This window comes from Pedobacter sp. CAN_A7 (assembly GCF_015752175.1).
GTDB lineage: Bacteria > Bacteroidota > Bacteroidia > Sphingobacteriales > Sphingobacteriaceae > Pedobacter.
In genome coordinates this window covers 744,300-770,398 of the sequence record NZ_JADOUW010000003.1, presented here as the reverse complement: position 1 = coordinate 770,398, position 26,099 = coordinate 744,300, and the positions used below count along the sequence as shown (strand labels likewise).

Here is a 26,099-nt window from a genome sequence, read left to right as displayed (position 1 = left end):
TTCCGAACAGAGAAGTTAAGCCCACCAGAGCCGATGGTACTGCGGTAACACGTGGGAGAGTAGGTCGGTGCCAAATCTTAAAGAAAGCCTGTAGGTAACTACAGGCTTTTCTTGTTTATAAGAAATTTTATTCAATGATCCTTCTACTTTTCATTCTAGCTGGATTACCCTGATATATCATATAGTCATCCATATCTCTAGTGGCTACAGAACCTACTGTAAGTATAGAATGTGTTTTTGCCCGTGTCCCCGGGCATACCGTGGCTTTAGCACCAATCCATACACCGTCTTCTAAAACAACCGCGGCAGTTATTAAATCAAATGATGATTTGCTATAATTGTGGTTACCTGTTAATAACATCGCATGCTGTGATACACATACATGATTACCAATAACTACTTCCGCTAAATTCTCAATCATACAGCTGCCTAACCAGCTATGGTCGCCTACAGTTAATTTCCAGGGATATTTGATGTCTATAAAGGGTTTTATGCGTACATCTTTTCCTATCCTTGCTCCATATAACCTTAATATATAAACTAGTAATGTGCTCGATGGCAATAGACCTGATCTAAACAGCAGTAAACTGGTTAGGTACCATAAATGTATTTTCAAAGCTGATGCACCAGGATTATATCCTGATTTAGGAAATGCTTTTCTAAGCTGAATAGTTTTCATAAAGATTCGTTTTCTGTTTGTCGTCATTTAGCCAGTAGTAACATGCCACTAAGATTAATCCATAGGTGATTAAATTAAATAGTTCATGTGCATTAAGCTTAAAGAACAATGGACTGGGTTTCCAGAATAATGCAATCAGCGACAAGCGCAACATGTTAAGCAATTGAAACCCCAATACTCCTGCTAATAAAACCACGAACTTGTTCCTTAATGGCCTTGGGTAGGAGAGAATAAATGCTGTATATATGCTTAATATCCCATAACCCAGACAAGAATAGACGAGAATAAATCCCGACCTTCCCGTTACATGCAGCCTGAACTCCCGAGTGGTCACCTCATAGCCTAATGCCCCTAAGATAGCTGCAGTACCGGAGATGTTAAAGTCGCGCCATGCCTTTATGTAGTTGAAATGTTGATCAAGATACTCGAAGTAGTGACCTCCAGGTGTAGTTAACCCAATAAAAGCAATATTAAAATAATAAAGGAGTAGAAAAAGCAATGGAAAGGATACCACAAACTTTAATGCAGGTAATGCTGTACGATTGTTTTTAACATTTACCTCTTTCTGCTTTTGTACATCCAGAAGTTCCTCTAATTTCATATCAACAACCAGCCTAAACCAAAATCCCTGCATAAAATGAAAAAGCATACCTTTCCTTCCATCTAAGAATCCTTTTTGTATGATCATTCTGTAGCCGAAGTATCCGAATGTGCGGCTATAGGTTGGTAAGTTCCACCATAATTTTTTAAACCAGGCCGTTTGTTGATCGGGATTCCCCCAAAATTTTGGTTGAATCAGTTGTGACCGCATCTGCTGTTTTCGCTCCAGTTCTTCAGTCGCGAGCAGATCGCTATACCGATTGTGCTTAGCAATCCAAAAACTGATTTGATTCTCCTTCAGGTTCTCTTCCAACAAATGCCCATTATTCCATTTCGCTGTTTTACCCGGCACAATGAAACGATGGTCCATATTCTCATTTAAATCTGAATATCCAATTCCATACCTAAACATTTTTAACAAGTATTTTGGATAATAACCGCCATGTTTAATCCATTTCCCCTGGAATATATTCTTACGGTTAAAATAGATCCCATCAATGTCACTATAATCTTCATCCTTAAATTCAATAAGTAGTAGATATAATTCTGGGGTAAGGCATTGATCAGCATCTAAAGCAATTACCCATGGCGTTTTAATGTCAAACATACGTAAAGCCATATCCCATTGCTTGGGGTGGTTTTCAAAAGCATGTACCGCATAAATCAAGTTATATTCTTCACAAATGGCAATGGTTTGATCTGTACTTCCCGAATCTAGTACAAATATGTTTGTGGTCAGCCCAGCCAGCGACTTCAATAATCTTGGTAAATGAAGTTCTTCATTGAAGGTTAGTATTATGAAAGAAAAATCAGCTGCCATGATTAAGAATTTGCTCGTACATCTGTATATAATTAAGTAGAATTGCTTTTGGGGCATAATCTTTTCTTATGATCCGCGGAGCTTCCTTTTTTATATATGCCCTTTTTTTGTGGTCTAAAGCTGCGAGTTGTATACAATTCTTCAAACTTGTGGGGTCTGTGTGGGTAACCCAACCCATATTGTTTTCGGCAATGTAGTCGGCTAGGCCTACTTCCATTGAAACAATGACTGGTGTTCCTACTGCAAGGCTTTCAATCACCACATTTGCAAAGTTTTCATTAAAAGAGGGAAGAATAAGAAAATCACTTTGACGATATAAGCCGAATTTCTCCTTATCATTTACCTCACCTAACCAATTAATCTGTTGATGGATATTTAAAACTTCTGTAAGTTTTTTCAGTTGTAATATGTAATGGATATCTCCGGTACCTGCTATAGTTAATTTCCAGGGAAGATCTAATGTGCTTAGTGCTGCAAAAAGACAAAATAGTCCTTTCTTCTCTTCGATACGAGAAAGAAATAACAATTGTAAGGTGGTAGTGAAAGGCGCACTAATCGAAATAGGATTAGCCAACAACGGGAGGTTAACCATATTTGGGATGATATAGATTTTTTTACACTTTATGCGTAAACTGCGGATATCACTGGCTTCTTTTGTAGTGGTGGCGTGTATAGCTAAATTTTCTAACAACTTACTGCCAATATGCTGATGGATTAATGTTTTATAAAAGCTGTTTCTATTATTGAAGGTGTAGGAGGTGAGCATTCCTCTTGCCGATAATACCACGGGCACGTGATAACACCTGGAAATAAATAATGCCGATAATGCCACGATGTTCCACCAGGAGTGGATATGTATTAATAATTTGTGTGCTGGCTGTTGCTTCGCCGCTTTAATTAATTTTATTAATTGCCACAACAGCGCTGGGGAAAAGTGTGTATGATCTTTGGTAAAACGCTTAAAATACTGCACATCTACTTTGTCTACTTTTAATACTTTTTCTGTTTCCACCGGAAGTTCATTTGATCCATTGGCAGTGGTTGTAAGTACCCGAACTTGAAATTTGCTGTTCAACAATTCTTCACATAATTTAGAAATTGACCTTGTAGGTCCGCCATATACATATGCTGGTTTATAGGATGGTGTAATTTGCAATATTGTAATCATAAACGCTCTGGTTTTAAGAGGTGAGTGGACTTTAACACATAAAATATGATCAGCATGAGGATAAATCCATAAACTAAATTGTTAATTAAAAACTCCCAATTATTACCTCTCCAGAATTGTTGAAACAAGCTATTAAAAAGCACAACGCAGCCTAGCTCATACCCACCAAAAAGTGCTTCTGCTTTGTTACAGAGCCATTGTATAAGTATTCCGTAAACAAGCATAGAAAGTAACACGCCCATTGTTCCACCGCTGAGGTAGCCATCGAATACTGGACGTGTTTTTGCAGACACTGTGGATAACCTGTTAACAACTCTCGACTTATAAACACGTTCCATCGCCACTTTCTCTGTATTAGGTTTTTCGCTCCACAACGCTCGTGGGATGAGTGCATGCATTGCATTGTTAAATATGCTTGTACCATAATAGGGTTGTTGTGACGGTGTATATTTTACATACATACAAAACATATTAATTTCACTGAGCCTATTGGTTAAAAATTCCCAGTTATTCTGAAGAATGAGTTGTTCATAACGGTCTTCTGTTAAGGTGTCGTATGCCTCTGTTCTTGCAGTTTTGCTTGTTTTATTTCCATTCCATGATTTTAATCTGATGGTGGTGGTCAGTGTGGGAAGGATATACAACAAGATGTACAAACAAGGAAGAAAGATTAGGGTAATGGTTTTTTTAAAGTGGGGATAAGCTAAAAAGCTGATGATTATGAAGTGAATAATTAATATTTCTTTGTAACCAGTCAGTGTTGCATTTAAGGTATTCAGTCCAAATAATATACCGCCATACAAAGCCACCATAGGTTTTTTGTAGACCAAACCACGGATAAAAAGTAATGCTTGTGCTGTGGTTGCCAGAGCCAGAAGATAGTATTTAAATTGAATAATTGTTGGTGTATAATTTAAGGCATATGCCACAATCGATACAATTAAACTCCATTTAATTAAAAAATGATCAATTGGGATTTGAAGTTTATACCTCATGCCATTGTCGGGTTTTAGGTTGAAGATCATGCCGGTCACTAATCCGATGTGACCTAAAAGAGAAAGCCTTTGACATTTAGCAAGTAGATAAGTTTGTTCAGAAATGTTAAATGAATAGCTATCCTTCAAGGTAAAATACGTGTAGCCAAGGTGGTCTGCAAAAAAGAATATAGAGGTACAGCACATAAATCCTGCAAAGATCAGTTGAATAATCATCATGGGTTTCATTACTTCATCTGTGGAACTAACACACTTTAATGGTGACCAAATAGTAATGTAGAAAATAAAATAAGATCCGAAATAGGCAATTAAATAGGATAACACCGGATGATGTGTAAACAGTAAAGCGAGTAACCATGGCATACCGCAATACAGTATAACATTTATTTTAAACTGTGTGTCTTTATGCATACAAACAGTTTATAATTGCCCGGGATTGATTGTTGAAATTCCATTCGCTGATATCCAGGGCGGCTTGACGGCCGGCCTTTTCCAGCAGGAGAGGATGTTTTAAAAAATATTCCAGTTTGCGTGTTAAATCATTTACATCCTGATGTTTAAATACGCTTCCATTGTATTGGGTAACCAAGTCTACAGCTGCCCCACATCTATCTGAAACTAATACAGCCTTTCCACATGCCATGGCTTCATTTATGGAAAGACCCCATGTTTCATGGTTAGATGGCAAACAAAACAAATCACAAGCCTTGTAATACGCAGGGATGTCTTTTTGATTTTGAAAGGGGAGCACATGAATATTGCTCCTGTATTCAGCAGCATTTCGTAAGTTACCTTCAGTTAGCCCACCGCCGATAAATAGGAGGTGGGTATTTGGCACATTTGCTTTCAAAAAAGCACGGAGCAGTAAAATTGGATTTTTGTTCCTGGAAAACTTACCTGCAAATAAGACGAGAAGATCATCTTTTTTTATGCCTAAGTTTTCCCTAACTGATAAAGAAGGTTCATAGATAGAAAACCTCATGTTATCGATAGCATGAGGAGAAAATATCAATTGTGATTCTTTTAATCCATATTTTTTGAAGTATTCTTTGTTGTTTGTCCCGGTATAAAGTGCAGTTTGGACATGTGCATACACCCATTTTAAAGCATATTCTTTTAAAATACTCCTATACCAGGGAACATTTTCTAATAAGTTGGAATCACCCCTAAAAAGAATAGGGATTTTATTTTTGAAATAAGTTAAAATGTGAAGATGCGCACTGGAGGCCCAGCCATAAATTAATAAATAATGTGGATCAAATGAAATTAGGTTTTTGATCACGGGTCTTTCTTCATTAAATGAAAAATCATATCCCTGAAGTAATGGGATGTCCCAGATAATTTCCTGTTGGAAGCCTGGGTCATAAGATTTCCGCTTTTTGTTGGTATAGAACACTTTTAATTCTACTTCCTTTGCTAGCAATTGAAATACAGGGGCATAGTATTGTATAGGGTGCGTGGCAACCAAAGCTAATTTCATAATAAATTTATAAAGTGAGTGAGCAGTTGTTTTACCTTTTTATTGTAGGATGGGAAGCTGAAATGCTCGATGCACATCTTTTGCAAGTCTATTGCCCTGGCGTTATCTTTTTTATTTTGTAAAGATGCCAGTATGGCAAGTTCAAGTTGCCGTTTATTTCCCGGATTAACTTGAGTTCCCATTTTTCCAAACAAGACGGCTTCTGAACTTCCATCAATATTTCCACAAATTATCTTACATCCACATGCTGCTGCTTCAAGCAATACTAATCCAAATCCCTCTTTCTTGCTAATGAGTAAAAATATATCGGCTAATAAATAGTGATGACTAAGTTCTTCGTCATTGATGTATCCAATTAATTTTACATGCTGCTGTAGGTTCTTATCTATTATTTTAGCGTTTAAACGTGCCATTTCTGGGAGATCAGCTTTGCCACCAAGTAGGTAACATATATTGGGAAATTTTTGAAGAAGTGCTGGCATCGCATTCAATACCTGATCATAGCCTTTATCGTGCTCATGGCATGTCAGGCGGTTAATACCCAGTAAAATAAGCGTATTACTATCTATTTTGTATCTTTCAAATAGGTGTGGAGGTTTCTCGAACGTATTAGGTATGTGAAAAAATGGATCAAGACAGTTAGGTAGCACAGAAATATTTTTGCCACGGAGACCATGAAGTTCCTGTAATTTTCTTGCTGTAAATTTACTTACCGACCAAAGCAGGCAGTAATTTTTAAGGAAAGCAATTTTCCACCATGAAGTTGGCCGCCAGACTTCAATTCCATGTGCTAATACAATAATTTGCGCAGTAGGATTAGTGAGCTTAATTACACAGGCAATAGGAATAAGATTGATATGGCTTAAAATAATGACTTTTGCTGTTAACGATTGCATTAATGAATGATAACAAAACTGCCATCGTTGATAATTAAAGCCTTTAAAGTTACTAACGGATAAATATCTAGGGTCTAAGTCGTATGTGTGATCACATAGTGACAATACTTGTAAATTACCTGTCGGAAGAACGAGGTCCATTAATGTTTTGCTTAACGTTCTGCATACTTTTTGTATGCCTCCAGTATTGCTAAATGTACTTAAAGTTAGAAACAGGACTTTATTATGGCGATGTCTCATCATTATTGGTCAATGAGTTTATAATAACGATTGTAAACCTGTTTATCAGGTGAAAGTGAATAATAGCCTTTAGGATTATGATTTTCTTTAAAAGCATTCAACACAATAGCCATATGGCGTAAATTGAAATCCTGAGCAAGTCGTTCTGGCAATTTTGCCGCCCTTGAACGGGATACGCCATAACGAAGCACAAAAAGATTAATGTCTGCCATTCGCATGAGGGGTATACTATCTGAGACTAAACCTACTGGCGCTGAATCCAGAATAATATAATCGTAGTTTTTCTTTAAGCTGTCTAGCAAGTATCTCATTTGATCAGAATGAAGAAGTTCGGCAGGATGATCTGGAACTGGACCTGCAGGTATAAAATCCAGGTTTTTATATTTAGTCTTCATGCATAGATTATCCATTGTTATAATACCGGTTAAATAACTACTTAAACCCATGTCGTTGGGCATTTGGAAAGTTTTATGTAGTTGTGATTTTCTTAAATCAGTGGCAATGATTAATACCCTTTTGTCAATTAAACAAAGGGTTCCTGCAAGGTTTAAAGAAGTGAACGATTTACCTTCACCTGCAATTTCTGAAGTAATACAAACTACTTGTCCGTGTTTTCCTGCGACTAAATAATCAAGGTTTGCCCGCATGGCCCTTATAGATTCAGAGAATAGGGAGGCAGGACTATCTATCGATAATATGTTGTTGTTGTCTGGTTTTCCAACTTGATTTCTTATTGATCCAATAATCGGTATGCTGGAACTTTCTTCAATACTTTCTACATCGTATAGGTATGGATTAATCTTACGTATGATAAAAATGGATAAGATCCCGATAAATAATCCAGCAATTGTAAAGTCTTTATAGGTATTTAAGGCTACAGGATAGACAGGTTTAGCACCCAACACTGCTTGATCAATGATTTGGGCGCCAGATGTAACTGATGCCGTGGAAATATGTGCTTCAAGTTTCTTCTCAGAAAGGTAATCGTACACCTTTTGATTAATGTTGTAGTCAGACTGTAAATTGATATAAGTCCTTTCTAAAACTGGAATGGTTTGTATACTTTTCCTAATACTGTTGCTCTGTGTGACAAGGTAATCTTGAAGTTTTTTATTCTTAACATGCTGACTATTTATGTTATTATTCATTGCGTTTTTTACCGAAAGAAGCGCCTCATCCAGTTGTAATATGACCTCAGATTGAGCTGGAAAGCCGGTAAGATCTTTGTTTCTTTGATCAGTCAACAAATTGTATTTCTGTATCAGACTGATTAATAAAGGGTCATCTACACCTTGTAAGTTGAAGTTGGGGTTGTTTGTCCCTTCATTACTTCGAAGGTCTCTTTGTAATTCACGAGTCAACAGACTTTGTATATCAATTCTTTGTTGCTCTGCCTCTAAATTAGTAAGCAGTTGAAGTAATTTCTCTCCATTGGACGAAATGTTAAGCATTTGGTTAGCTGTTTTAAACTGTTGCATGCCCTCGCCTGACTGTTGTAAAACGACAGCCATGTTCTTTAACAAGGTATCGATATAGAAAGAAGTTTGTTTAATCGCTAAGGAGCGTTGAGTTTTGTCATATAGTTGATATTCTTTCAAAATGGCATTTAATATGTCTCTTGCGAAATAAGGATTTGCATCTGTATAACTCAAGCTGAGTATGTTCGTGTTTTGGTTATCATCGATAACTAACGATTGTTTTACTTGTGCGAAAGTTGTGTTAAGGTTGCTGAATTTGAAATAATAGCTTTTATACGGTCCTGATATTGCGCTAACCCGGAAAGCAAAGCCATTGAAGTGGAGCTCCTCGCCATAAGCATAACGTTTACTCACCTTACTTTTATTTAGAGTGTAGCTTAGCTTATATTCTCTCTCATTAATTTTTTCAAATAAAAACAAGGTATTCCTCCACTTTCCATTTGGTATTTTATGGGTTTGGATAATGATTGGTTGTTGAGGATAAATCGATGAAATTCCGAAATATTCACGAGGCAGATAGAATTCGATGGGATAGTTTAATGAAGAAATTGCTTTAGTTAAAACATTGCGTGAATAAAGAATAAACTTTTCAGATTCAGATTTACTGCTTCGGTCGTAAATGTTTTTTATGCTGATTAGCTCAGACAATTCAGATTTTTTATCGTCTACTTTAATTGAGGCATTTGAACGGTAATCTGGGTTAGCCATTTTTAAAAATAAAAAGGCAGCAAGAATAGAAAGCAACGTTGCAACCAATAAATAATACCATTTAGCGGTGATTATTTTATAAAATCTTAAATAATTAAAGTCTTGATCCATGTCCCTAATGTAATTGGATATTTTTTATAAAAAGTAATTAAAAAATATATTTTTTGTATACAATTAATTTCCATTAAGTTTGGGTAAAGGGATTGTATAATGATGAAAGTAAGTATAGTGACGGTTGTATTAAATTGTGCACCTTATATTTCGGCGTGCATACATTCAGTGTTACAACAGCGGGATGCAGACATTGAATATATTGTGATTGACGGTGGGTCAGATGATGGGACGGTAGAAATCATTTCTCAATACCTGGCAAATATATCAATATTCATTTCTGAAAAGGATGAGGGGTATTATAGTGCTTTAAACCGTGGAATCAGGATGGCGACAGGCGACATCGTGGGCGTGCTTAATGCAGATGATGTGTTAGCTGATCCCTATGTGATTTCCTGTATTGCAGGCTGTTTCGAACAATCACGTTGTGATGCGATATATGGTAATCTTGTCTACACAGCACGCCATGATATTAATGTAGTGATCAGAAATTGGCGTTCTAAACCTTTCCTTCCGTCCTTAATTAAATACGGATGGATGCCGCCACATCCAACATTATATTTAAGAAAAGAGATTTTTAATTCCTATGGATTATATGCCAAAAATTTTGGATTGTCTGCTGATTATGAGATGGTTATACGGTTGTTTTACAAAAAAAAGATTCAGACTGTCTTTTTAAACCATTTAATCGTTAGGATGCGATCAGGAGGACTAAGTAATCATGGAATCCGGCAGTTTTGCAGGGCAATAATTGCAGATTATAAAGTATTGGTTTTTAACCACGTTCCATACCCTTTTGTAGCCCTCGCCGGAAAAAAACTCAGAAAACTAAAACAGTTTATCTGATGCAATACTATATCTGCTCCGTTTTCTCTTTTTTAATCTCCATCACTGTAGTCCCATTAGTCATTAAATTATCGCTTAGGTACGGTATATTTGATCGAAATCATTTGGGTAATGGAACTAAAATTTCCAGGCTGGGGGGCATTGCTGTTTTTCTAAGCTTCATCATACCCATAGGGGTGCTCATTTCCATAAGGGGTGAATACCAGGTGTATCTCTCTTTGATTCCGTTAATTTTACTGTTCTTTTTAGGGCTCTATGATGACCTTTTCAACCTTTTACCACTCATCAAATTATTTTGTCAATTCGTTATTGCCATTCTTGCCATAGAATATGGTGGCATTGTTCCGTTTAATAACTTGATTGGATCATCCTTTTGGAATCCGATTTGTTGCAATCTTTTATCTGTTTTATTTATGGTATGCATGATCAATGCATTTAATTTGATCGATGGAATAGACGGTTTAGCTACTATACTGGGTATTCTAGTCGTGTTGTTTATGGCAGTAGGTCTGCTCTATTATGGTGACCTCCCTTATGCAGCTTCAGCATTTATATTTTGCTGCACGCTAACTGGCTTTCTATTTTATAATTTTTCGCCTGCAAAGATTTATTTAGGCGATTCAGGGTCTATGATTACTGGTTTTATTGCAGTCATGCTTTCCTTCAGACTTCTCGAGTTAGATCGTGAAATGTCGGGCTACGTCTCCGGAAACTGGGCTTACCTGCTTGCCCTATTTATGGTGCCATTTTACGACACAGTAAGGGTGTTTATCTCCCGTTTATTAAACCGAAAATCGCCTTTCAAAGGAGATCGAAATCATATTCATCATCGTTTAAGGCAGTTGGGCTGGAGTGATTCCCAGATCGTTCTGGCATTAACCTCATACACCCTTTTTATGGTGTTGTTAACCTTTGTTTTTCAAGGGTTTACAGAATCTTTGAAAATGTTTATTTTGATTTTAACGACAATATTATCTAACAGGGTGCTGTCATATAAGTTGCAACAAGAAATAACTGGGGTTAGAATAGATAGAAATATCTAATACCTATTCAGATTATCGGTATTTTTGCCGCCTGATGAATATGAAAATAGCTATTAATGGTTTCGGTAGAATTGGACGTGTTTTTTTACGTCGCGCACTGGAAGAAAATCTTAATATCATTGCTATCAATGATTTAGCTGATGCAAATACCCTGGCACATTTGTTTAAATATGATACTGTTCATGGAGGTTTTAAAGGGGAAATCATTGTAGAGGATGAAGCCATTATTATTAATGGTAAACGAATTTTAATCTACTCAACTCCAAAGGCAGAAGAATTACCCTGGCTGGCTTTAGAAATTGACTTGGTATTAGAAGCAACTGGCAAACATACGAGCAGAGATAAAGCATCGTTACATTTACTTGCCGGGGCTAAGCAGGTCTTAATCTCAGCGCCTGCCTCTGATAAAGATATCCCAATGGTTATATTAGGGGTCAATGACGCTAATGTTGATCTGTCTGCACCTATATTGTCAAATGCATCATGCACAACTAATAATGTTGCCCCCATGGTAAAGTTACTTGATGACAATTGGGGTATAGCAGACGGCTACATCACTACGGTGCATTCCATGACAGGTGATCAGAATTTACACGATGCTCCACACAAAGATCTCCGTAGGGCAAGGGCAGCGTCTGCATCGATTATTCCTACAACTACTGGTGCTGCTAAAGCCATTACTAATGCATTTCCCCATTTAACTGGTAAACTTGGGGGTGCAGGAATTCGTGTACCTGTACTCAATGGGTCACTTACTGATTTTACTTGTATATTGAAGAAACCAGCCACCATCGATGAAATTAATAATGTATTCAAATTTGCCGCTGAGAATGAAATGAAAACCGTATTGGATTACACAGAAGATCCATTAGTTTCTGTTGATGTTTTGGGTAACCCACATTCTTGTGTTTTTGATTCATTGCTTACCTCTATTGTAGGTGATTTGGTTAAGGTAGTGGGTTGGTACGACAACGAATCAGGTTATTCTGCAAGACTTGTTGATTTAATTAAAAAAATCGCTGTTCGTCAAGACTAATTATTTTGCAGATGATGAGCTATTAGCTATGAATGCTTCTTATATTTGGTGAAATGCTAGGTATAATTAGCATTATTTTAACTTGTAATACAACTAAATAAGATTATGAATACAGTAGATCAATGCAACTTTAAAGATAAAAAAGCACTTGTAAGGGTGGATTTCAATGTGCCTTTGGATAAAGAGTTTAACATCACAGACGATAAGCGCATGCGTGCAGCTTTACCCACCATTAACAAAATCCTTAACGACGGCGGCGCTGTTATTTTGATGTCGCATTTAGGAAGACCAAAAGGTGGTCCTGAGGCAAAGTATTCTTTAAAGCATATTCTTGGTGACTTATCCAGAATGCTTGATTTGGAAGTGAAGTTTGCTGAAGATTGTATTGGCACTGATGCACATGATAAAGCACGTAACCTTGTTCCTGGGCAAGTGTTGTTGCTAGAAAATTTGCGTTTTTATCCGGAGGAAGAAAAAGGGGAAAAGAATTTTGCTGGTAAATTAGCAGAACTTGGTGATGTCTATGTAAATGATGCATTTGGTACAGCACACCGTGCTCATGCATCCACAGCGATTGTTGCTGAATTTTTTCCAAACGCAAAATACTTTGGTTATTTAATGGCTGAAGAATTGAAAAATGCAGAGAAAGTAAATCACCATGCGGAGAAACCCTTTACAGCCATCATGGGAGGTGCTAAAGTGTCAGATAAGATTCTTTTAATAGAAAGTTTATTAGATAAAGTTGATAACCTAATCATCGGTGGTGGTATGGCCTATACTTTTGCTAAAGCACAAGGCGGCGAAATTGGCACCTCCTTGTTAGAAGCAGATCGGATGCCGCTTTGCCTAGAGTTATTAGAGAAAGCAAAAGCTAAAGGTGTAAATATTATCTTGCCGCTTGACACTGTTATTGCCGATAAATTTGATAATGAAGCGGCCAAACAAGATGTGAACACTGGTGAAATACCTGAAGACTGGATGGGATTGGATATTGGCCCTAAAACCATAGCCTTATTTACAGAGGTTATTAAAAAATCTAAAACCTTACTATGGAACGGTCCTATGGGTGTTTTTGAAATGGAAAATTTTGCTCATGGAACCCGCGCTATAGCTCATGCGGTGGTTGCTGCAACACAGGAAAATGATGCTTTTTCTTTAATAGGTGGTGGTGACTCTGCTGCCGCAATTGCCAAGTTCGATTTAGAGGATCAGGTAAGTTATGTGTCTACTGGTGGTGGTGCACTACTCGAATACATGGAAGGAAAAGAATTACCTGGCGTAAAGGCAGTTAATTCTTAATAGCGATACTTAATAAATAATTTTAAACGAATAATAGGAAAAGGCACTCAATAATTTGGGTGCCTTTTTTGTTGCATTAAACCTCTTTTAAGCCTTAAAATGGAATATTTTAAAGTAAATGAAATATGTTGAAAACTTTTTGTGGTAAGATGTGGTAAAAAGTGGTAGAAGTATCTATTTTTACACTACATAAAAAGTGTACATATTAGAATGGACCAACTATTAGGAGAATTTGATTGTAAATTAGACGCGAAAGGCCGCTTGATGGTCCCTTCGAGCCTGAAAAAGCAATTGCCTAATGTGGAGCAGGATGGCTTAGTCATTAATAGAGGTTTTGAAAAACACCTGGTTATTTATCCTAAAAAAGTATGGAGAAATATTGTAGAAGATTTAAGCAAGTTAAATGCTTATGAGCAGAAAACCAGAGAGTTTATCCGCTACTTTACAAGGGGTGCAACGGAATTGACGTTGGATGCAACAGGTAGAGTAAATTTACCTAAGTCATTGCTGGAATCGGTTGGAATTTCTATTAATACAGAAATTGTGCTGGCTTGCCAGTTTGATAAAATAGAGGTATGGTCAAAAACAGCTTACGAAGCTTTGTTTGACCAGGAGCCGGCAAATTTTTCCAGTTTGGCGGAGGAAGTGATGGGAAATTTGAAACGGAGGGATGATGGAAAATAATTATCATGTGCCAGTACTGCTTGATGCATGTTTAGATGGCTTAAATATAAAGCCAGCTGGTGTTTATGTAGATGTAACATTTGGTGGTGGCGGACACTCAAGAGAAATATTAAAAAGGCTTAACAAAGACGGAATCCTAATTGCTTTTGATCAGGATCCTGATGCCCAACGAAATAAGATTGATGATCCGCGTTTTTTGTTTGTAGATCAGAATTTCGCTTTTCTTCGAAATAACCTTCGCTTATTGGGTTTCAAACAGGTAGACGGTATTCTTGCAGATCTGGGGGTATCATCACACCAGTTTAATGAGCCTGAAAGAGGGTTCTCTACTCGATTTGAATCTTCTCTAGATATGCGTATGGATCAACAAGGTGATCTTACTGCGGCTGACGTATTGAATAAATATGCCGAGGAAGAACTTCATAAACTATTTGGCATATATGGCGAGGTTAAAAACGCAAAGTCATTAGCGCGGGCAATTGCCACGGCCAGAATGGCGGCTCCAGTGTTAACCCTTACTGATTTTAAAAAGGCAATTGCAGCGCATATTCCTAAGGGAAAAGAAAATAAATACATGGCGCAAGTATTTCAAGCGTTGCGTATTGAAGTGAATGGCGAGATAAAGGTATTAGAAAGTTTTCTGGAACAGAGTGCTGAAGTGCTTAAGCCTGGTGGCCGACTGGTGGTGATGTCGTACCATTCATTAGAAGACAGACCAGTTAAAAATTTTCTGGCTAAAGGCAAATTTAGGGGTGAAGTTGAAAAGGACTTCTTCGGTAACCAACAGAAGCCTTTTACGGTTATTACCCGTAAGGCCATTGTTGCAGACGAGGAAGAATTGGTAAATAACAGCAGAGCACGTAGTGCGAAACTAAGAATTGGGGAAAAATTATGAGTAACCGATTTTTAAAAAATAACGATGAAGAATTAACGGAGGATGAAGAGCCCCAGTTAAAAATTAAGAAAGAAAAGGTAAAAAAGTCAGGGGAGTCTACTGATGCCTTTTTTAAGAAATTTTTAACAGAAGGTGTTGTCACCAAGGAAGCTGCGACTGAGATGTTGCCGTTTTTGTTGTTTATATCCTTTTTATGTATGCTTTATATTGCCAACAGTCATATGGCCGTGAAAAACATAAGGGATATTGACAAACTAAGTAAAGAAGTAAAAGAATTAAGTTGGGAGTATAAATCCTTGAAAGCAGACCTTATGTTTAAAAGCAAATTAACAGAGGTAGCTAAAAAGGTAGATACATTAGGAATAAAGGTGTTAACTGTACCACCAAAGAAATTAATAGTAGGTAACGATGAACATTAGGGCGAATATCTTATTGCGTGTTTATCTAGCTTTTGGGCTGATTGTACTGCTTGCCGTGGCAGTGTTGGTCAGACTATGCGATGTGCAATTTGTAGAGGGACCAAAGTGGCGTGCCATGGCCGATAGTCTCTCTACAAAGTACATTAACGTAGAAGCTGCAAGAGGTAACATTTATTCAAACGATGGAAGCTTGTTGGCTACCTCGGTTCCTGAATATGAGTTGCGTATGGATGCTTTTGCTGGTGGAATACAGGATAATGAGGTTTTTTATAGTAAAGTTGATTCACTGGCTCAAAGTTTATCAGGCTTTTTTAAAGATAAAACGCCAAAGGAATATGCCCGTATGATGCGCGTGGCCAGAAGAGACAGTTCACGTTATTTGTTGCTTAAAAGAAAAGTTAACTATCAGGACCTTAAAAGGGTGCGTACTTTTCCGCTGTTCAATGTGGGTAAATACACTGGTGGTCTAATTGCCATTCAGCAAAATAAAAGAATTTTGCCTTTTCAGGCATTAGCAGCAAGAACAATTGGCTATACCAATAAGAACGTTTCCAATCCAGTTGGTCTGGAGGGTGCTTATAGCGATTACATCAACGGAGAAAGTGGAAAAAGGTTAGTACAGCGAATTTCTGGAGGGGTTTGGATGCCCGTGAATGAAGAAGCGGAAATTGCACCTAAAGATGGCGCAGACATTATTTCTACTATTGATATTAACATGCAGGACCTGGCACAAAATGCACTTGAGAAACAGTTGATTGCCAGTGATGCGCACCACGGTTCGGTGATATTAATGGAGGTTGCAACGGGAGAAATCAGAGCAGTAGCTAATTACACCCGGGTTTCTAAAGGGGTGTACAAGGAACTGTTTAATTATGCTATAGCAGGTAATCAGGATCCTGGTTCTACTTTTAAACTCGCATCCTTTATGGCTTTGTTAGAAGATAAAAAAGTTGATACTAATACTTTAGTTGCCACAGGTAATTATAGAATACCTGGTCACACCATACGTGATTCGCACGGAAGTATAGGCGTTGTAACGGTGAAAAAGGCTTTTGAACAGTCGTCGAATGCAGCGATTGCAGAGATGGTCAATGTACATTACAGAGATAACCAATCACAGTTTACCGACCACTTATATGATTGGCATTTAAATGAAAAATTAGGCCTGCAAATTTCTGGAGAAGCGCAGCCTGTTGTGAAGAATCCGAAAAATAAAAGTTGGAATAAAAATATGTCATTACCTCAAATGGCTTATGGTTATGAAATGCAGCTTACACCATTAAAATTGTTATCGTTTTACAACGCTGTAGCTAATAACGGTAAATATGTGGCGCCGATCTTTGTAAAAGAAGTGCGACGACTGGGTAATCCAATTGAGCAATTTCAGGCCAGGGTAATTAATGAACAAATTGCTTCCAAAGAAACGATTCGGAAAGCACAGGATTTACTGGAAGGTGTGTTTTTAAATGGTACCGGAAAAAGTTTAGCCTCTCCGCATTATCGCATAGCCGGAAAGACGGGTACTGCACAGGTGGCTGATGGAAATAGGGGTTACCGTGCTAAAAGGCAATACCAATCGTCTTTCTGCGGTTATTTCCCGGCCGACAAACCGAAATATTCATTAATGGTGACCATCAATGATCCTAAAGGATTGTATTACGCAGCACTTGTTGCTGGTCCGCCATTTCGCGAAATAGCTGATAGAATCTACGCCAGCGATATGCAAATGTACAATGAAGTTACTGAACGTTTAGTTGGCAACACAGTGCAGCCGGCAGCTAAAGCAGGACAAACGAAAGAAATTAAAAAAGTTTACCAATCTTTTGGTATTAAAGCATTATACGCGGCTAAATCGCCATATTTCAATAGTGTTGATACCAGTAACGGATTGGTTTATCAGGAATACAAAGAAGTTAAAGGCCTGATGCCAAATGTTAATGGCATGGGACTTAAAGACGCCTTATACTTGGTTGGAAATGCAGGCTTAAAAGCCCGGGTAAAAGGAAGTGGAAAAGTGGTCAGCCAGTCTATACCCGCGGGAAGTAAGATAGGGAAGGGGCTATCAGTTCAAATAGAATTAAAATAATAAGATGCAGTTGGAAGAAATATTATATGGCGTAGCAATAGTAAACCTGGTTGGAAATACCAATAGGGATGTACATGCCCTGAGTTTTGACTCCAGACATGTTGTTGCCAACTCCATATTCTTTGCTATAAAAGGAAGCCTTTCTGATGGGCATGTTTACATCAGTCAAACGGTAAAATCGGGTGCTACGGTAGTGATATGTGAGGTAATGCCTGAAGAACTTCAGGAAAATGTCACCTACATAGAAGTAATAGATTCTCACATTGCCCTTGGCAAAATGGCAGCTAATTTTTATGGCAATCCATCTACTAAAATCAAATTAATCGGTATTACGGGTACTAACGGTAAAACAACCATTGCTACCTTATTATTTAAATTATACCGGGAGTTAGGTTATCAGGTGGGGTTGATCTCAACTGTTCATAACCAGATTAATGATACTATTTTAACGGCAACTCATACTACACCAAATCCTATTGCTTTGAATGAGTTGTTAAGCCAAATGGTAAATACAGGTTGTGTTTATTGTTTTATGGAGGTGAGTTCTCACGCTGTTTCTCAACACCGCATTGAAGGTTTACAGTTTACAGGAGGTGTGTTTTCTAATTTATCTCATGATCACCTCGATTTTCATAAAACATTTGATAACTACCTAAAAGCCAAAAAAGCTTTTTTTGATGGCTTGCCAAAAAATGCTTTTGCCTTAGTTAATGCTGATGACAAAAATGGGGTCATCATGCTTCAAAACTCTAAAGCTTCAAAGAAAACCTATGCTTTAAAGCAGATGGCAGATTTTAAAGCCCGAATCATCGAAAACCGCTTTAGCGGTTTAAACCTGGATATAGACCAGGTTGATGTATTTTTTAAGCTGGTTGGTTCTTTTAATGCCTACAATTTATTGGCAGTTTATGGAACCGCCATGTTGTTAGGCGAAGACAAATTAAATGTATTAACCCTTCTTAGCAGCCTTACTGGTGCAGAAGGCAGGTTTGACTACGTGAGTAACAAACATAACATCATTGGTATTGTCGATTATGCACATACACCTGATGCAGTGCAGAATGTGCTCAGTACCATTCAGGACATTAGAAAAGGTACAGAACAGGTAATCACCATTATTGGTTGCGGTGGTGACAGGGATAAAACAAAACGCCCAATCATGGCACAAGTGGCTTGCGACTGGAGTGATAAGGTGATCCTCACCTCAGATAATCCCAGAACAGAAGATCCTCAGGCTATAGTTCAAGAAATGGAAGTAGGCGTGTCACCAACAAACAGGCGTAAAACTTTAACTATTGTAGACCGAAAGGAAGCCATAAAAACTGCATGTCACCTGGCAAAACCTGGTGATATTATTTTACTTGCCGGTAAAGGACATGAAAAATACCAGGAAATTAATGGCGTTCGTCATCATTTTGATGATAAAGAAGTGCTCATGGAACAATTAAACCTTATCAGCTAATGTTATATCATCTATTCGAGTACTTGCGTCAGAATTACGACATACCAGGATTAAGGTTGTTTCAATACATTACCTTCCGGACATCCCTTGCTATAATTATTTCTCTGATTATTACCACCGTATATGGTAGAAGGTTGATTAACTACCTTCAAAAAAAGCAAGTGGGTGAATCGGTAAGAAATTTAGGTTTAGAAGGCCAGATGCAGAAACAAGGTACACCAACTATGGGAGGGTTAATTATCTTGCTTGGTATTCTTGTGCCGACACTCTTGTTGGCTAACCTAACAAATGTTTATGTTGTGCTTATGATTGTAACCACAGTATGGATGGGGGCAGTTGGATTTTTGGATGATTATATAAAAGTATTCAAAAAAAATAAAGAAGGATTAGCTGGTAAGTTTAAGGTGGTAGGCCAGGTTGGTCTGGGCCTGATCATTGGCTACACCATGTATTTTAACCCGAACATTGTTGTTCGTCAAACGGTAAGTGAAAACGATAAACCAGCTGCTAATGCACCTATTGTACTAAGGGAAAAAGGGGGGAACTATTATTATACACAGGATGTAAAGTCTACAAAAACAACAGTTCCATTTTACAAAAAGAACGAATTTGATTATGCCATGGTCTTGAAGTTTTTAGGCTCTGGTTATGAAAAATATGCACTTGCTGTATTTTTATTATTTTCCGTTGTTATTGTTACAGGTGTTTCTAATGGGGCAAACCTTACTGATGGAATTGATGGCTTGGCTACCGGTACTTCTGCTATAATTGGAATTACGCTTGGTATATTAGCTTATGTATCTGGTAATACGGTTATTGCCGATTACCTGAATATCATGTACATCCCAAATTCGGGTGAGCTCATGATTTTTGCGGGCGCTTTCGTAGGTGCATGTGTTGGCTTCTTATGGTATAATTCTTATCCCGCACAGGTATTTATGGGCGATACTGGAAGCTTGGCTATTGGCGGTATTATTGCAGTTTTTGCGATCATGATCAGAAAAGAATGGTTAATTCCGATACTTTGTGGGGTATTCCTGATCGAAATCTTATCTGTCATGATACAAGTAAGTTATTTCAAATACACCAAAAAAAGGTTTGGTGAAGGGCGTAGGGTATTTCTGATGTCACCATTACACCATCATTACCAGAAAAAAGGATATCACGAAGCCAAGATCGTTACCCGATTTTGGATTGTCAGCATTTTGCTAGCCATTATTACCATCATCACTTTAAAAGTTAGATAATGGAAAAGCGCATCGTCATATTAGGAGCTGGTGAAAGTGGAGTAGGCGCAGCTATGCTTGCGCAAAAGCAGGGCTTTGAAGTTTTTGTATCTGATTTTGGAGCTATAGCGCCTAAATACCAGGAGAAATTAACTTCACTAAACATCCCCTTTGAAACAGCACAACATACTGAAGCACTTATTTTAAATGCTACAGAGGTTATAAAAAGCCCGGGTATTCCAGAAAAGACACCCATCATTAAGCAATTGAAAGCACAGGGTATACCTGTAATTTCGGAAATAGAGTTTGCCAAGCGGTATACCCATGCTAAAACCATTTGTATTACCGGATCAAATGGCAAAACCACCACCACCATGCTCACTTATCATATCCTTAAGAAAGCAGGGTTAAATGTGGGACTTGCGGGTAATATCGGACATAGCTTTGCGGCCCAGGTAGCCACAGAAAATTTCGATTGGTATGTGTTAGAGATATCAAGTTTTATGCTTGACGATATGTTTGCCTTTAAAGCTGACATCGCAGTATTATTAAATATTACACCCGACCATTTGGATCGTTATGATTACAAAATGGAAAATTATGCCGCATCAAAGATGCGTATTGTTCAAAATCAACAGGCAAGTGATTATTTTATCTATTGTGCCGATGATGAAGAAACTTTAAATGCTTTAAAACTCATCACCATAGAAGCTACTTCTTATCCTTTTTCCATCCAACAAACGGTCGAAAAAGGTGCGTATCTAAAAGGGGAGGAGATGATGATTAATATTAACCCAGAAAACCCATTTACCATGTCAATTACAGAATTAGCCCTTCAAGGCAAGCATAATATCTACAATTCCATGGCATCTGGAATTGTAGCCAGAATTCTCGATATACGCAACCTGACCATTAGGGAGAGCATGCGTGATATGCTCAACATTGAGCACCGTTTAGAACATGTAGCAAGAATCTCGGGTGTGGAGTATATCAATGATTCTAAGGCAACCAATGTCAATTCTACCTGGTATGCTTTAGAAAGCATGAGTACCCCGGTGGTGTTAATTTTAGGGGGTGTTGATAAGGGCAATGATTATAATATGCTAAAAGACCTGGTACATAATAAAGTAAAAGCAATTGTTTGCTTAGGCAAAAATAACAAAGCCATTCATGAGGCCTTTGAAAATGATGTTGATCTGATTGTTAATACATTTTCCGCTCAGGAGGCGGTGCAAGTTGCTTATCACCTGGCAAAAAAAGGAGACACGGTATTATTATCACCAGCCTGCGCAAGTTTCGACCTGTTTAGCAGTTATGAAGATCGGGGAAATCAATTTAAAATGGCCGTAAAAGAATTATAATCAGTTATGACAGCGATAAATGCACTTCTGGAAAAAACTAAAGGCGACAGATGGATCTGGTTGATCATTATTCTGCTGTCTTTAATTTCTATCCTTGCCGTTTATAGTGCAACAGGTACGCTGGCTTATAAACACGGAGAGGCGGTAGAGAAATTATTGCTGACCAAACATGTCATTTTTGTGATCATGGGGATCGGTATGATTTATGTATCGCATTTACTGGATTATAAGTATTATGCTGGGATTTCTAAAGTCCTCATGATTGTCACCATCCCTTTATTGTTATATACCTTGCTTTTTGGTGCCAGCTTAAATGAGGCTTCGAGATGGGTGAAAATCCCGATCATAGGCTTAACCTTTCAAACTTCTGATTTAGCGAAATTAGCGCTCATTACTTTTTTAGCGCGGATGCTAACACGGAAACAAGAGCATATTAAAGACGTGAAGAGTGCTTTCGTACCCATAATGGGTTCTGTGCTTGCCGTATTTATTCTCATTGCACTGGCTAACTTATCTACTGCATTGATGCTTTTTGGCGTTAGTATTCTTTTGTTAATCATCGGCAGGATTAGCATCAAACAAATTGCCATAGTTTGTGCAGGAGGCTTTGTGTTGTTGTTACTTGTGGTATTCTTGGGTCCGCGTCGAGACACTTATAAGTCGAGGATCAATTCCTTTCTGCACCCAGAATTGCAACATTCCGATAAAACTTATCAGGCAGATCAGGCAAAAATTGCCTTGGCCTCAGGTGGCGTGTTTGGACAGGGGCCAGGAAACAGCATACAGCGTAACTTTTTACCACATCCTTATTCCGACTTTATTTTCGCGATTATCGTGGAAGAATATGGCTTAGTAGGGGCACTGGTCATCATCATATTGTACCTGGTGTTGCTCTATCGATGCGTCAGGATCGTTACTCAAAGTCCAAAAGCCTTTGGCGCCCTGCTGGCGGCAGGATTAAGCTTTAGTTTAACCATACAGGCGTTTGCTAATATGGCCGTAGCCGTAGGCTTAGGGCCGGTAACTGGTGTTCCATTACCCTTAGTGAGTATGGGTGGAACCTCAATGATTTTTACCAGTATTGCTTTTGGTATTATATTAAGTGTAAGTCGTGATGTAGAAGAAAACAGTAAAAAAGTGATTATAGGAGAAATACCTGTTAACGCATAATTATAGAACTATGAGATCAACAAGAGTTATCATTTCCGGAGGCGGTACTGGTGGGCATATTTTCCCGGCCATTGCCATTGCTAACGCTTTAAAGCGCAGGGAGCCGACGTGTGAAATTTTATTTGTTGGTGCTACAGGCAGAATGGAGATGGAAAAGGTTCCTGCTGCAGGCTACCAAATTGTTGGTTTAAACATTAGTGGTATACAAAGAGGTTCAATAGTAAAAAACCTTGCTTTACCGTTTAAAGTGCTATCGAGTGTTCGAAAAGCGAGTGCCTTGATCAGCCAGTTCCGGCCAGATGTAGTAGTTGGTGTAGGTGGTTATGCATCAGGACCCTTACTGTACGCGGCTTCGCTAAAAAATATCCCTTACCTTATTCAGGAGCAAAATTCATATGCCGGTATCACCAACAAGTGGTTAGGTAAAAAAGCAGCTAAAATATGTGTGGCTTTTGACAATATGGATCAGTTTTTTCCTGCCGATCGCATTCTTAAAACAGGAAACCCGGTAAGGAAAGACGTGGTGGAAGTAGAAAATAAGCACTTTGCAGGTGCCGAGTTGTTGAAACTCGATCCCTTAAAGAAAACCATTTTAATAACAGGTGGTAGTTTGGGGGCTGGCACCTTAAATAAAAGTATTGAAAAACACCTTGATTCCATACTTGCACAAGACGTACAAGTGGTATGGCAAACTGGAAAATATTACTACCAGGGGATTGTGGATAGGCTTGGTGTAGATTACCATCCCAATGTGCGTATTCTGGAATTTTTGCATCGAATGGATCTGGCCTATGCCGCTGCAGATGTCATTATTTCCAGGGCAGGTGCAGGCACTATTGCAGAGCTTTGCCTGATTAAAAAACCTGTTATTCTGGTGCCTTCGCCTAATGTTGCCGAAGACCACCAGACTAAAAATGCCCTGGCTCTGGCTAAAAACGATGCCGCATTAATGATTGCCGACCGCTCGGCTGAAGATACATTGGTTGAAAGTGCGTTAAACCTGTTGAAGGATACAGCACGATGCGAAACGCTTTCGGCTAATATTGGTAAGATGGGTCTTCCGCAAGCGGATGAGCTGATCGCTACAGAAGTGTTTAATTTAGCAGATAAGGTAAGGATATAATGGAACTGGAAGCAATAAAAAAGGTTTATTTCATTGGTATCGGTGGTATCGGTATGAGTGCACTTGCCCGTTATTTTGCAAAGCGTGGATGCCTTGTTTCTGGCTATGATAAAACACAGACACATTTAACACTGGCTTTAGCAGCAGAAGGTATTACTATTACTTATCTCGACGAGGTTTCGGCTATACATCTTGAGTTTCTGGAGCCAGCTGCCGATTTACTTGTTGTTTATACCCCAGCCATTCCTCAACAGGCTCAGATCCTAAATTATTTTAGGAACGATGGATACAATTTAAAAAAACGGTCTGAAGTTTTAGGCATTATCAGTAAAGGGCAGTTTTGCATTGCTGTGGCTGGAACCCATGGTAAAACAACCACCTCTTCAATTATTGCACATCTGCTTACACACAGTGGTTATGGCTGTACCGCTTTTTTAGGTGGTATTGCCAGCAATTACAACAGTAACTTCCTTTTAGGTGATAATCAGGTTGTCGTAGTTGAAGCTGATGAGTACGATCGTTCCTTTCTCACCCTGCACCCTTCCATTTCGATAATCACGTCAATGGACGCCGATCATTTAGATATATATGGAGATGCAGAACAATTAACGGAGTCATTCCAGCTTTTTGCCAGACAATTGAAAGTTGATGGCACTTTGTTTGTTAAGGCAGGGTTACCTGTACTACATAGTTTATCTTATGGGCTGCAAAGTGATGCGCAGTACCAGGCTAAAAACATCAGGGTAGTAGATGCAAACTTTGTTTTTGACTACGAGGATGCACATAAAGAAATTAAAGACCTTTGCTTGCTATTACCCGGTAAGCATAATATAGAAAACGCTGTTGCCGCTATTGCAGTGGCTTTAACACTTGGTATTTCTACAGAAAAAATAAAAGAGGCAGTAGCTACTTTTAAAGGTATAAAGAGAAGGTTTGAATACCAGGTAAAAACGGCAGAACACATCTATATCGATGATTATGCCCACCATCCGGAAGAATTAAAAGCTTGTTTTGATGCCGTCCGTCAACTGTATCCTGATAAGACACTCACGGTTATTTTTCAACCTCATTTGTATACACGGACAAGAGATTTTGCAACAGGTTTTGCAGAGGTGCTCAGTACGGTTGATGAATTATTATTGCTCGATATTTATCCTGCAAGAGAATTGCCACTGGAAGGCATAGATTCAGCCTTTTTGCTGGCCAAAATAACGTTAAAAAATGCTGCGGTATTCAGTAAGGAAGCCGCATTGGAAAACATAAAAAATAAAAAGCCTGCCTTGTTATTAACAGTGGGGGCTGGAGATATAGACACATTGGTACAACCGCTAAAACAACTTTTAGGTCATGCTTAAAGAGATCAACTGGAAATTTGTGATGAAGACCGCCGCCTGGTTATGCAGCCTGGTTGGTGTTGTTGTGCTCATGAGTTTCATCAGTGTGAACAAACAGGCAACTAAATGTACGGAAATCAAAATATTGATTCCAGGTGCGGATAATTTTGTGGAACGTGAAGAAGTAGATGCCATGCTGAAGCTGCACCATGGACAGCTGGTTGGCCGTAATCTTAAGGATATTAATCTGAACGAATTGGAAGATAAAATTCGCGCAAATCCCTATATAGAGGAAGCAAAAATTTATGCAGATATGAATGGTGAGATCCATATTGAGATCAGTCAGCGGAAACCCATTTTAAGGGTGATCAATGCTGGACAACAGGATTTCTATATCGACAGTAAAGGCTTTAAAATGCCTGTTTCTACTAATTTTACTGCCAATGTTTTGGTGGCAAATGGAAGCATAAGGGAGCCATTTAACGGTCGCCTGGACACCCTAAGCACTAAAATGGGTAGGGATTTGTTTAAAACGGCAAGTTTTATTAAAGCGGATACGTTGTGGACGGCACAAATTGAACAGATGTATGTGAATGACCGCCTGGATATTGAATTGGTGCCCCGGGTTGGTAACCAGCGAATTGTTTTAGGAAATGCCGATTCACTGGAAGTTAAAATGTATAACTTACTTACTTTTTACAAAAAGGCGATGCCTAAAGTAGGATGGGATACTTACAAGACAATAAATATTAAATACACAAACCAGATTGTTTGTGAAAGAACTAAACCGGACTCTATCCTTGTCTACGGATATATGGAAGCACTTCCGGTACCAGTTTCCAGTGCAGGGGACATCTACAAAAAAGTGGATACTTTTGCGCGGGATGCAAATAAACACGACTTAGAAAATTAAAAATATACTCAATATCAACAATATAGT

22 protein-coding genes and 1 rRNA gene are annotated in these 26,099 nt (G+C 38.3%); 16 read left to right on the top strand and 7 right to left on the bottom strand.

The genetic code is table 11. The annotated features are described in order from the left end of the window. Positions 1–76 (top strand): 5S ribosomal RNA (gene rrf / locus IWX76_RS18180); the annotation flags it as partial. A gap of 51 nt (positions 77–127) precedes the next feature. On the opposite strand, the gene IWX76_RS14840 is transcribed toward rrf, so the two are convergent. From IWX76_RS14840 to IWX76_RS14810, 7 genes are read right to left on the bottom strand one after another with little or no spacing between them, the layout of a single operon-like run. Beyond that, complete coding sequence (locus IWX76_RS14840; RefSeq protein ID WP_196860786.1) at positions 128–679, bottom strand: WcaF family extracellular polysaccharide biosynthesis acetyltransferase; 552 nt, start codon at positions 677–679, stop codon at positions 128–130. After that, positions 660–2,099, bottom strand: coding sequence for an exosortase Y (xrtY, locus tag IWX76_RS14835; protein WP_334642006.1), 1,440 nt, complete (start codon positions 2,097–2,099; stop codon positions 660–662). The genes IWX76_RS14840 and xrtY overlap by 20 nt, the downstream gene beginning before the upstream one ends. Next, on the bottom strand, positions 2,089–3,267 hold the full coding sequence (locus IWX76_RS14830; protein ID WP_196860784.1) for an XrtY-associated glycosyltransferase XYAG1: 1,179 nt from the start codon (positions 3,265–3,267) through the stop codon (positions 2,089–2,091). The genes xrtY and IWX76_RS14830 overlap by 11 nt, the downstream gene beginning before the upstream one ends. Continuing rightward, a complete protein-coding gene (locus IWX76_RS14825; protein WP_196860783.1) occupies positions 3,264–4,673 on the bottom strand; it encodes an exosortase Y-associated Wzy-like protein in 1,410 nt (469 codons plus the stop codon). The genes IWX76_RS14830 and IWX76_RS14825 overlap by 4 nt, the downstream gene beginning before the upstream one ends. Beyond that, entirely contained in the window at positions 4,666–5,742 is a 1,077-nt protein-coding gene (locus tag IWX76_RS14820; RefSeq protein ID WP_196860782.1) for a glycosyltransferase family 4 protein, read from the bottom strand. The genes IWX76_RS14825 and IWX76_RS14820 overlap by 8 nt, the downstream gene beginning before the upstream one ends. After that, positions 5,739–6,881: a glycosyltransferase family 4 protein gene (locus IWX76_RS14815; protein ID WP_196860781.1), complete on the bottom strand. Its 1,143-nt coding sequence runs from the start codon at positions 6,879–6,881 to the stop codon at positions 5,739–5,741. The genes IWX76_RS14820 and IWX76_RS14815 overlap by 4 nt, the downstream gene beginning before the upstream one ends. After that, positions 6,881–9,175: a polysaccharide biosynthesis tyrosine autokinase gene (locus tag IWX76_RS14810; RefSeq protein ID WP_196860780.1), complete on the bottom strand. Its 2,295-nt coding sequence runs from the start codon at positions 9,173–9,175 to the stop codon at positions 6,881–6,883. Before IWX76_RS14810 ends, IWX76_RS14815 begins: the two co-directional genes overlap by 1 nt. 99 nt (positions 9,176–9,274) lie before the next feature. Between IWX76_RS14810 and IWX76_RS14805 the strand changes: the two genes are divergently transcribed. The 15 genes from IWX76_RS14805 to IWX76_RS14735 all read left to right on the top strand — a co-directional run bounded on the left by IWX76_RS14805 (position 9,275) and on the right by IWX76_RS14735 (position 26,072). Beyond that, the gene (locus IWX76_RS14805; protein WP_196860779.1) at positions 9,275–10,021 is read left to right on the top strand and encodes a glycosyltransferase family 2 protein; all 747 of its coding nucleotides are present in this window, start codon (positions 9,275–9,277) and stop codon (positions 10,019–10,021) included. After that, on the top strand, positions 10,021–11,064 hold the full coding sequence (locus tag IWX76_RS14800) for a glycosyltransferase family 4 protein (RefSeq protein ID WP_196860778.1): 1,044 nt from the start codon (positions 10,021–10,023) through the stop codon (positions 11,062–11,064). The genes IWX76_RS14805 and IWX76_RS14800 overlap by 1 nt, the downstream gene beginning before the upstream one ends. Before the next feature lie 40 nt (positions 11,065–11,104). Continuing rightward, on the top strand, positions 11,105–12,100 hold the full coding sequence (gene gap, locus IWX76_RS14795; RefSeq protein WP_196860777.1) for a type I glyceraldehyde-3-phosphate dehydrogenase: 996 nt from the start codon (positions 11,105–11,107) through the stop codon (positions 12,098–12,100). A gap of 105 nt (positions 12,101–12,205) precedes the next feature. Continuing rightward, positions 12,206–13,399: a phosphoglycerate kinase gene (locus IWX76_RS14790; RefSeq protein WP_196860776.1), complete on the top strand. Its 1,194-nt coding sequence runs from the start codon at positions 12,206–12,208 to the stop codon at positions 13,397–13,399. 210 nt (positions 13,400–13,609) lie between these two features. After that, positions 13,610–14,083: a division/cell wall cluster transcriptional repressor MraZ gene (mraZ, locus tag IWX76_RS14785; protein ID WP_196860775.1), complete on the top strand. Its 474-nt coding sequence runs from the start codon at positions 13,610–13,612 to the stop codon at positions 14,081–14,083. Continuing rightward, a complete protein-coding gene (gene rsmH, locus IWX76_RS14780) occupies positions 14,073–14,978 on the top strand; it encodes a 16S rRNA (cytosine(1402)-N(4))-methyltransferase RsmH (protein ID WP_196860817.1) in 906 nt (301 codons plus the stop codon). The genes mraZ and rsmH overlap by 11 nt, the downstream gene beginning before the upstream one ends. After that, positions 14,975–15,397, top strand: a complete 423-nt coding sequence (locus IWX76_RS14775; protein WP_196860774.1) for an FtsL-like putative cell division protein — start codon at positions 14,975–14,977, stop codon at positions 15,395–15,397. The genes rsmH and IWX76_RS14775 overlap by 4 nt, the downstream gene beginning before the upstream one ends. Continuing rightward, positions 15,387–17,483, top strand: a complete 2,097-nt coding sequence (locus IWX76_RS14770) for a penicillin-binding protein (protein WP_196860773.1) — start codon at positions 15,387–15,389, stop codon at positions 17,481–17,483. The genes IWX76_RS14775 and IWX76_RS14770 overlap by 11 nt, the downstream gene beginning before the upstream one ends. 4 nt (positions 17,484–17,487) lie before the next feature. Next, the gene (locus IWX76_RS14765) at positions 17,488–18,945 is read left to right on the top strand and encodes a UDP-N-acetylmuramoyl-L-alanyl-D-glutamate--2,6-diaminopimelate ligase (RefSeq protein WP_196860772.1); all 1,458 of its coding nucleotides are present in this window, start codon (positions 17,488–17,490) and stop codon (positions 18,943–18,945) included. Beyond that, complete coding sequence (mraY, locus tag IWX76_RS14760; protein WP_196860771.1) at positions 18,945–20,192, top strand: phospho-N-acetylmuramoyl-pentapeptide-transferase; 1,248 nt, start codon at positions 18,945–18,947, stop codon at positions 20,190–20,192. The genes IWX76_RS14765 and mraY overlap by 1 nt, the downstream gene beginning before the upstream one ends. Beyond that, positions 20,192–21,532: a UDP-N-acetylmuramoyl-L-alanine--D-glutamate ligase gene (gene murD / locus IWX76_RS14755; protein WP_196860770.1), complete on the top strand. Its 1,341-nt coding sequence runs from the start codon at positions 20,192–20,194 to the stop codon at positions 21,530–21,532. The genes mraY and murD overlap by 1 nt, the downstream gene beginning before the upstream one ends. Positions 21,533–21,538: 6 nt before the next feature. After that, complete coding sequence (locus IWX76_RS14750; RefSeq protein WP_196860769.1) at positions 21,539–22,702, top strand: FtsW/RodA/SpoVE family cell cycle protein; 1,164 nt, start codon at positions 21,539–21,541, stop codon at positions 22,700–22,702. Between the two features lie 10 nt (positions 22,703–22,712). Beyond that, positions 22,713–23,825: an undecaprenyldiphospho-muramoylpentapeptide beta-N-acetylglucosaminyltransferase gene (murG, locus tag IWX76_RS14745; RefSeq protein ID WP_196860768.1), complete on the top strand. Its 1,113-nt coding sequence runs from the start codon at positions 22,713–22,715 to the stop codon at positions 23,823–23,825. Then, on the top strand, positions 23,825–25,180 hold the full coding sequence (murC, locus tag IWX76_RS14740) for a UDP-N-acetylmuramate--L-alanine ligase (RefSeq protein ID WP_196860767.1): 1,356 nt from the start codon (positions 23,825–23,827) through the stop codon (positions 25,178–25,180). Before murG ends, murC begins: the two co-directional genes overlap by 1 nt. Beyond that, positions 25,173–26,072, top strand: a complete 900-nt coding sequence (locus IWX76_RS14735) for a cell division protein FtsQ/DivIB (protein ID WP_196860766.1) — start codon at positions 25,173–25,175, stop codon at positions 26,070–26,072. Before murC ends, IWX76_RS14735 begins: the two co-directional genes overlap by 8 nt. Positions 26,073–26,099 lie beyond the last annotated feature (27 nt).

Excerpts from the sequence above, each read along its gene's own strand:
- IWX76_RS14840 (WP_196860786.1), bottom strand. The coding sequence starts at position 679 with ATGAAAACTATTCAGCTTAGAAAAGCATTTCCTAAATCAGGATATAAT.
- xrtY (WP_334642006.1), bottom strand. The coding sequence starts at position 2,099 with ATGGCAGCTGATTTTTCTTTCATAATACTAACCTTCAATGAAGAACTT.
- IWX76_RS14830 (WP_196860784.1), bottom strand. The coding sequence starts at position 3,267 with ATGATTACAATATTGCAAATTACACCATCCTATAAACCAGCATATGTA.
- IWX76_RS14825 (WP_196860783.1), bottom strand. The coding sequence starts at position 4,673 with ATGCATAAAGACACACAGTTTAAAATAAATGTTATACTGTATTGCGGT.
- IWX76_RS14820 (WP_196860782.1), bottom strand. The coding sequence starts at position 5,742 with ATGAAATTAGCTTTGGTTGCCACGCACCCTATACAATACTATGCCCCT.
- IWX76_RS14815 (WP_196860781.1), bottom strand. The coding sequence starts at position 6,881 with ATGATGAGACATCGCCATAATAAAGTCCTGTTTCTAACTTTAAGTACA.
- IWX76_RS14810 (WP_196860780.1), bottom strand. The coding sequence starts at position 9,175 with ATGGATCAAGACTTTAATTATTTAAGATTTTATAAAATAATCACCGCT.
- IWX76_RS14805 (WP_196860779.1), top strand. The coding sequence starts at position 9,275 with ATGATGAAAGTAAGTATAGTGACGGTTGTATTAAATTGTGCACCTTAT.
- IWX76_RS14800 (WP_196860778.1), top strand. The coding sequence starts at position 10,021 with ATGCAATACTATATCTGCTCCGTTTTCTCTTTTTTAATCTCCATCACT.
- gap (WP_196860777.1), top strand. The coding sequence starts at position 11,105 with ATGAAAATAGCTATTAATGGTTTCGGTAGAATTGGACGTGTTTTTTTA.
- IWX76_RS14790 (WP_196860776.1), top strand. The coding sequence starts at position 12,206 with ATGAATACAGTAGATCAATGCAACTTTAAAGATAAAAAAGCACTTGTA.
- mraZ (WP_196860775.1), top strand. The coding sequence starts at position 13,610 with ATGGACCAACTATTAGGAGAATTTGATTGTAAATTAGACGCGAAAGGC.
- rsmH (WP_196860817.1), top strand. The coding sequence starts at position 14,073 with ATGGAAAATAATTATCATGTGCCAGTACTGCTTGATGCATGTTTAGAT.
- IWX76_RS14775 (WP_196860774.1), top strand. The coding sequence starts at position 14,975 with ATGAGTAACCGATTTTTAAAAAATAACGATGAAGAATTAACGGAGGAT.
- IWX76_RS14770 (WP_196860773.1), top strand. The coding sequence starts at position 15,387 with ATGAACATTAGGGCGAATATCTTATTGCGTGTTTATCTAGCTTTTGGG.
- IWX76_RS14765 (WP_196860772.1), top strand. The coding sequence starts at position 17,488 with ATGCAGTTGGAAGAAATATTATATGGCGTAGCAATAGTAAACCTGGTT.
- mraY (WP_196860771.1), top strand. The coding sequence starts at position 18,945 with ATGTTATATCATCTATTCGAGTACTTGCGTCAGAATTACGACATACCA.
- murD (WP_196860770.1), top strand. The coding sequence starts at position 20,192 with ATGGAAAAGCGCATCGTCATATTAGGAGCTGGTGAAAGTGGAGTAGGC.
- IWX76_RS14750 (WP_196860769.1), top strand. The coding sequence starts at position 21,539 with ATGACAGCGATAAATGCACTTCTGGAAAAAACTAAAGGCGACAGATGG.
- murG (WP_196860768.1), top strand. The coding sequence starts at position 22,713 with ATGAGATCAACAAGAGTTATCATTTCCGGAGGCGGTACTGGTGGGCAT.
- murC (WP_196860767.1), top strand. The coding sequence starts at position 23,825 with ATGGAACTGGAAGCAATAAAAAAGGTTTATTTCATTGGTATCGGTGGT.
- IWX76_RS14735 (WP_196860766.1), top strand. The coding sequence starts at position 25,173 with ATGCTTAAAGAGATCAACTGGAAATTTGTGATGAAGACCGCCGCCTGG.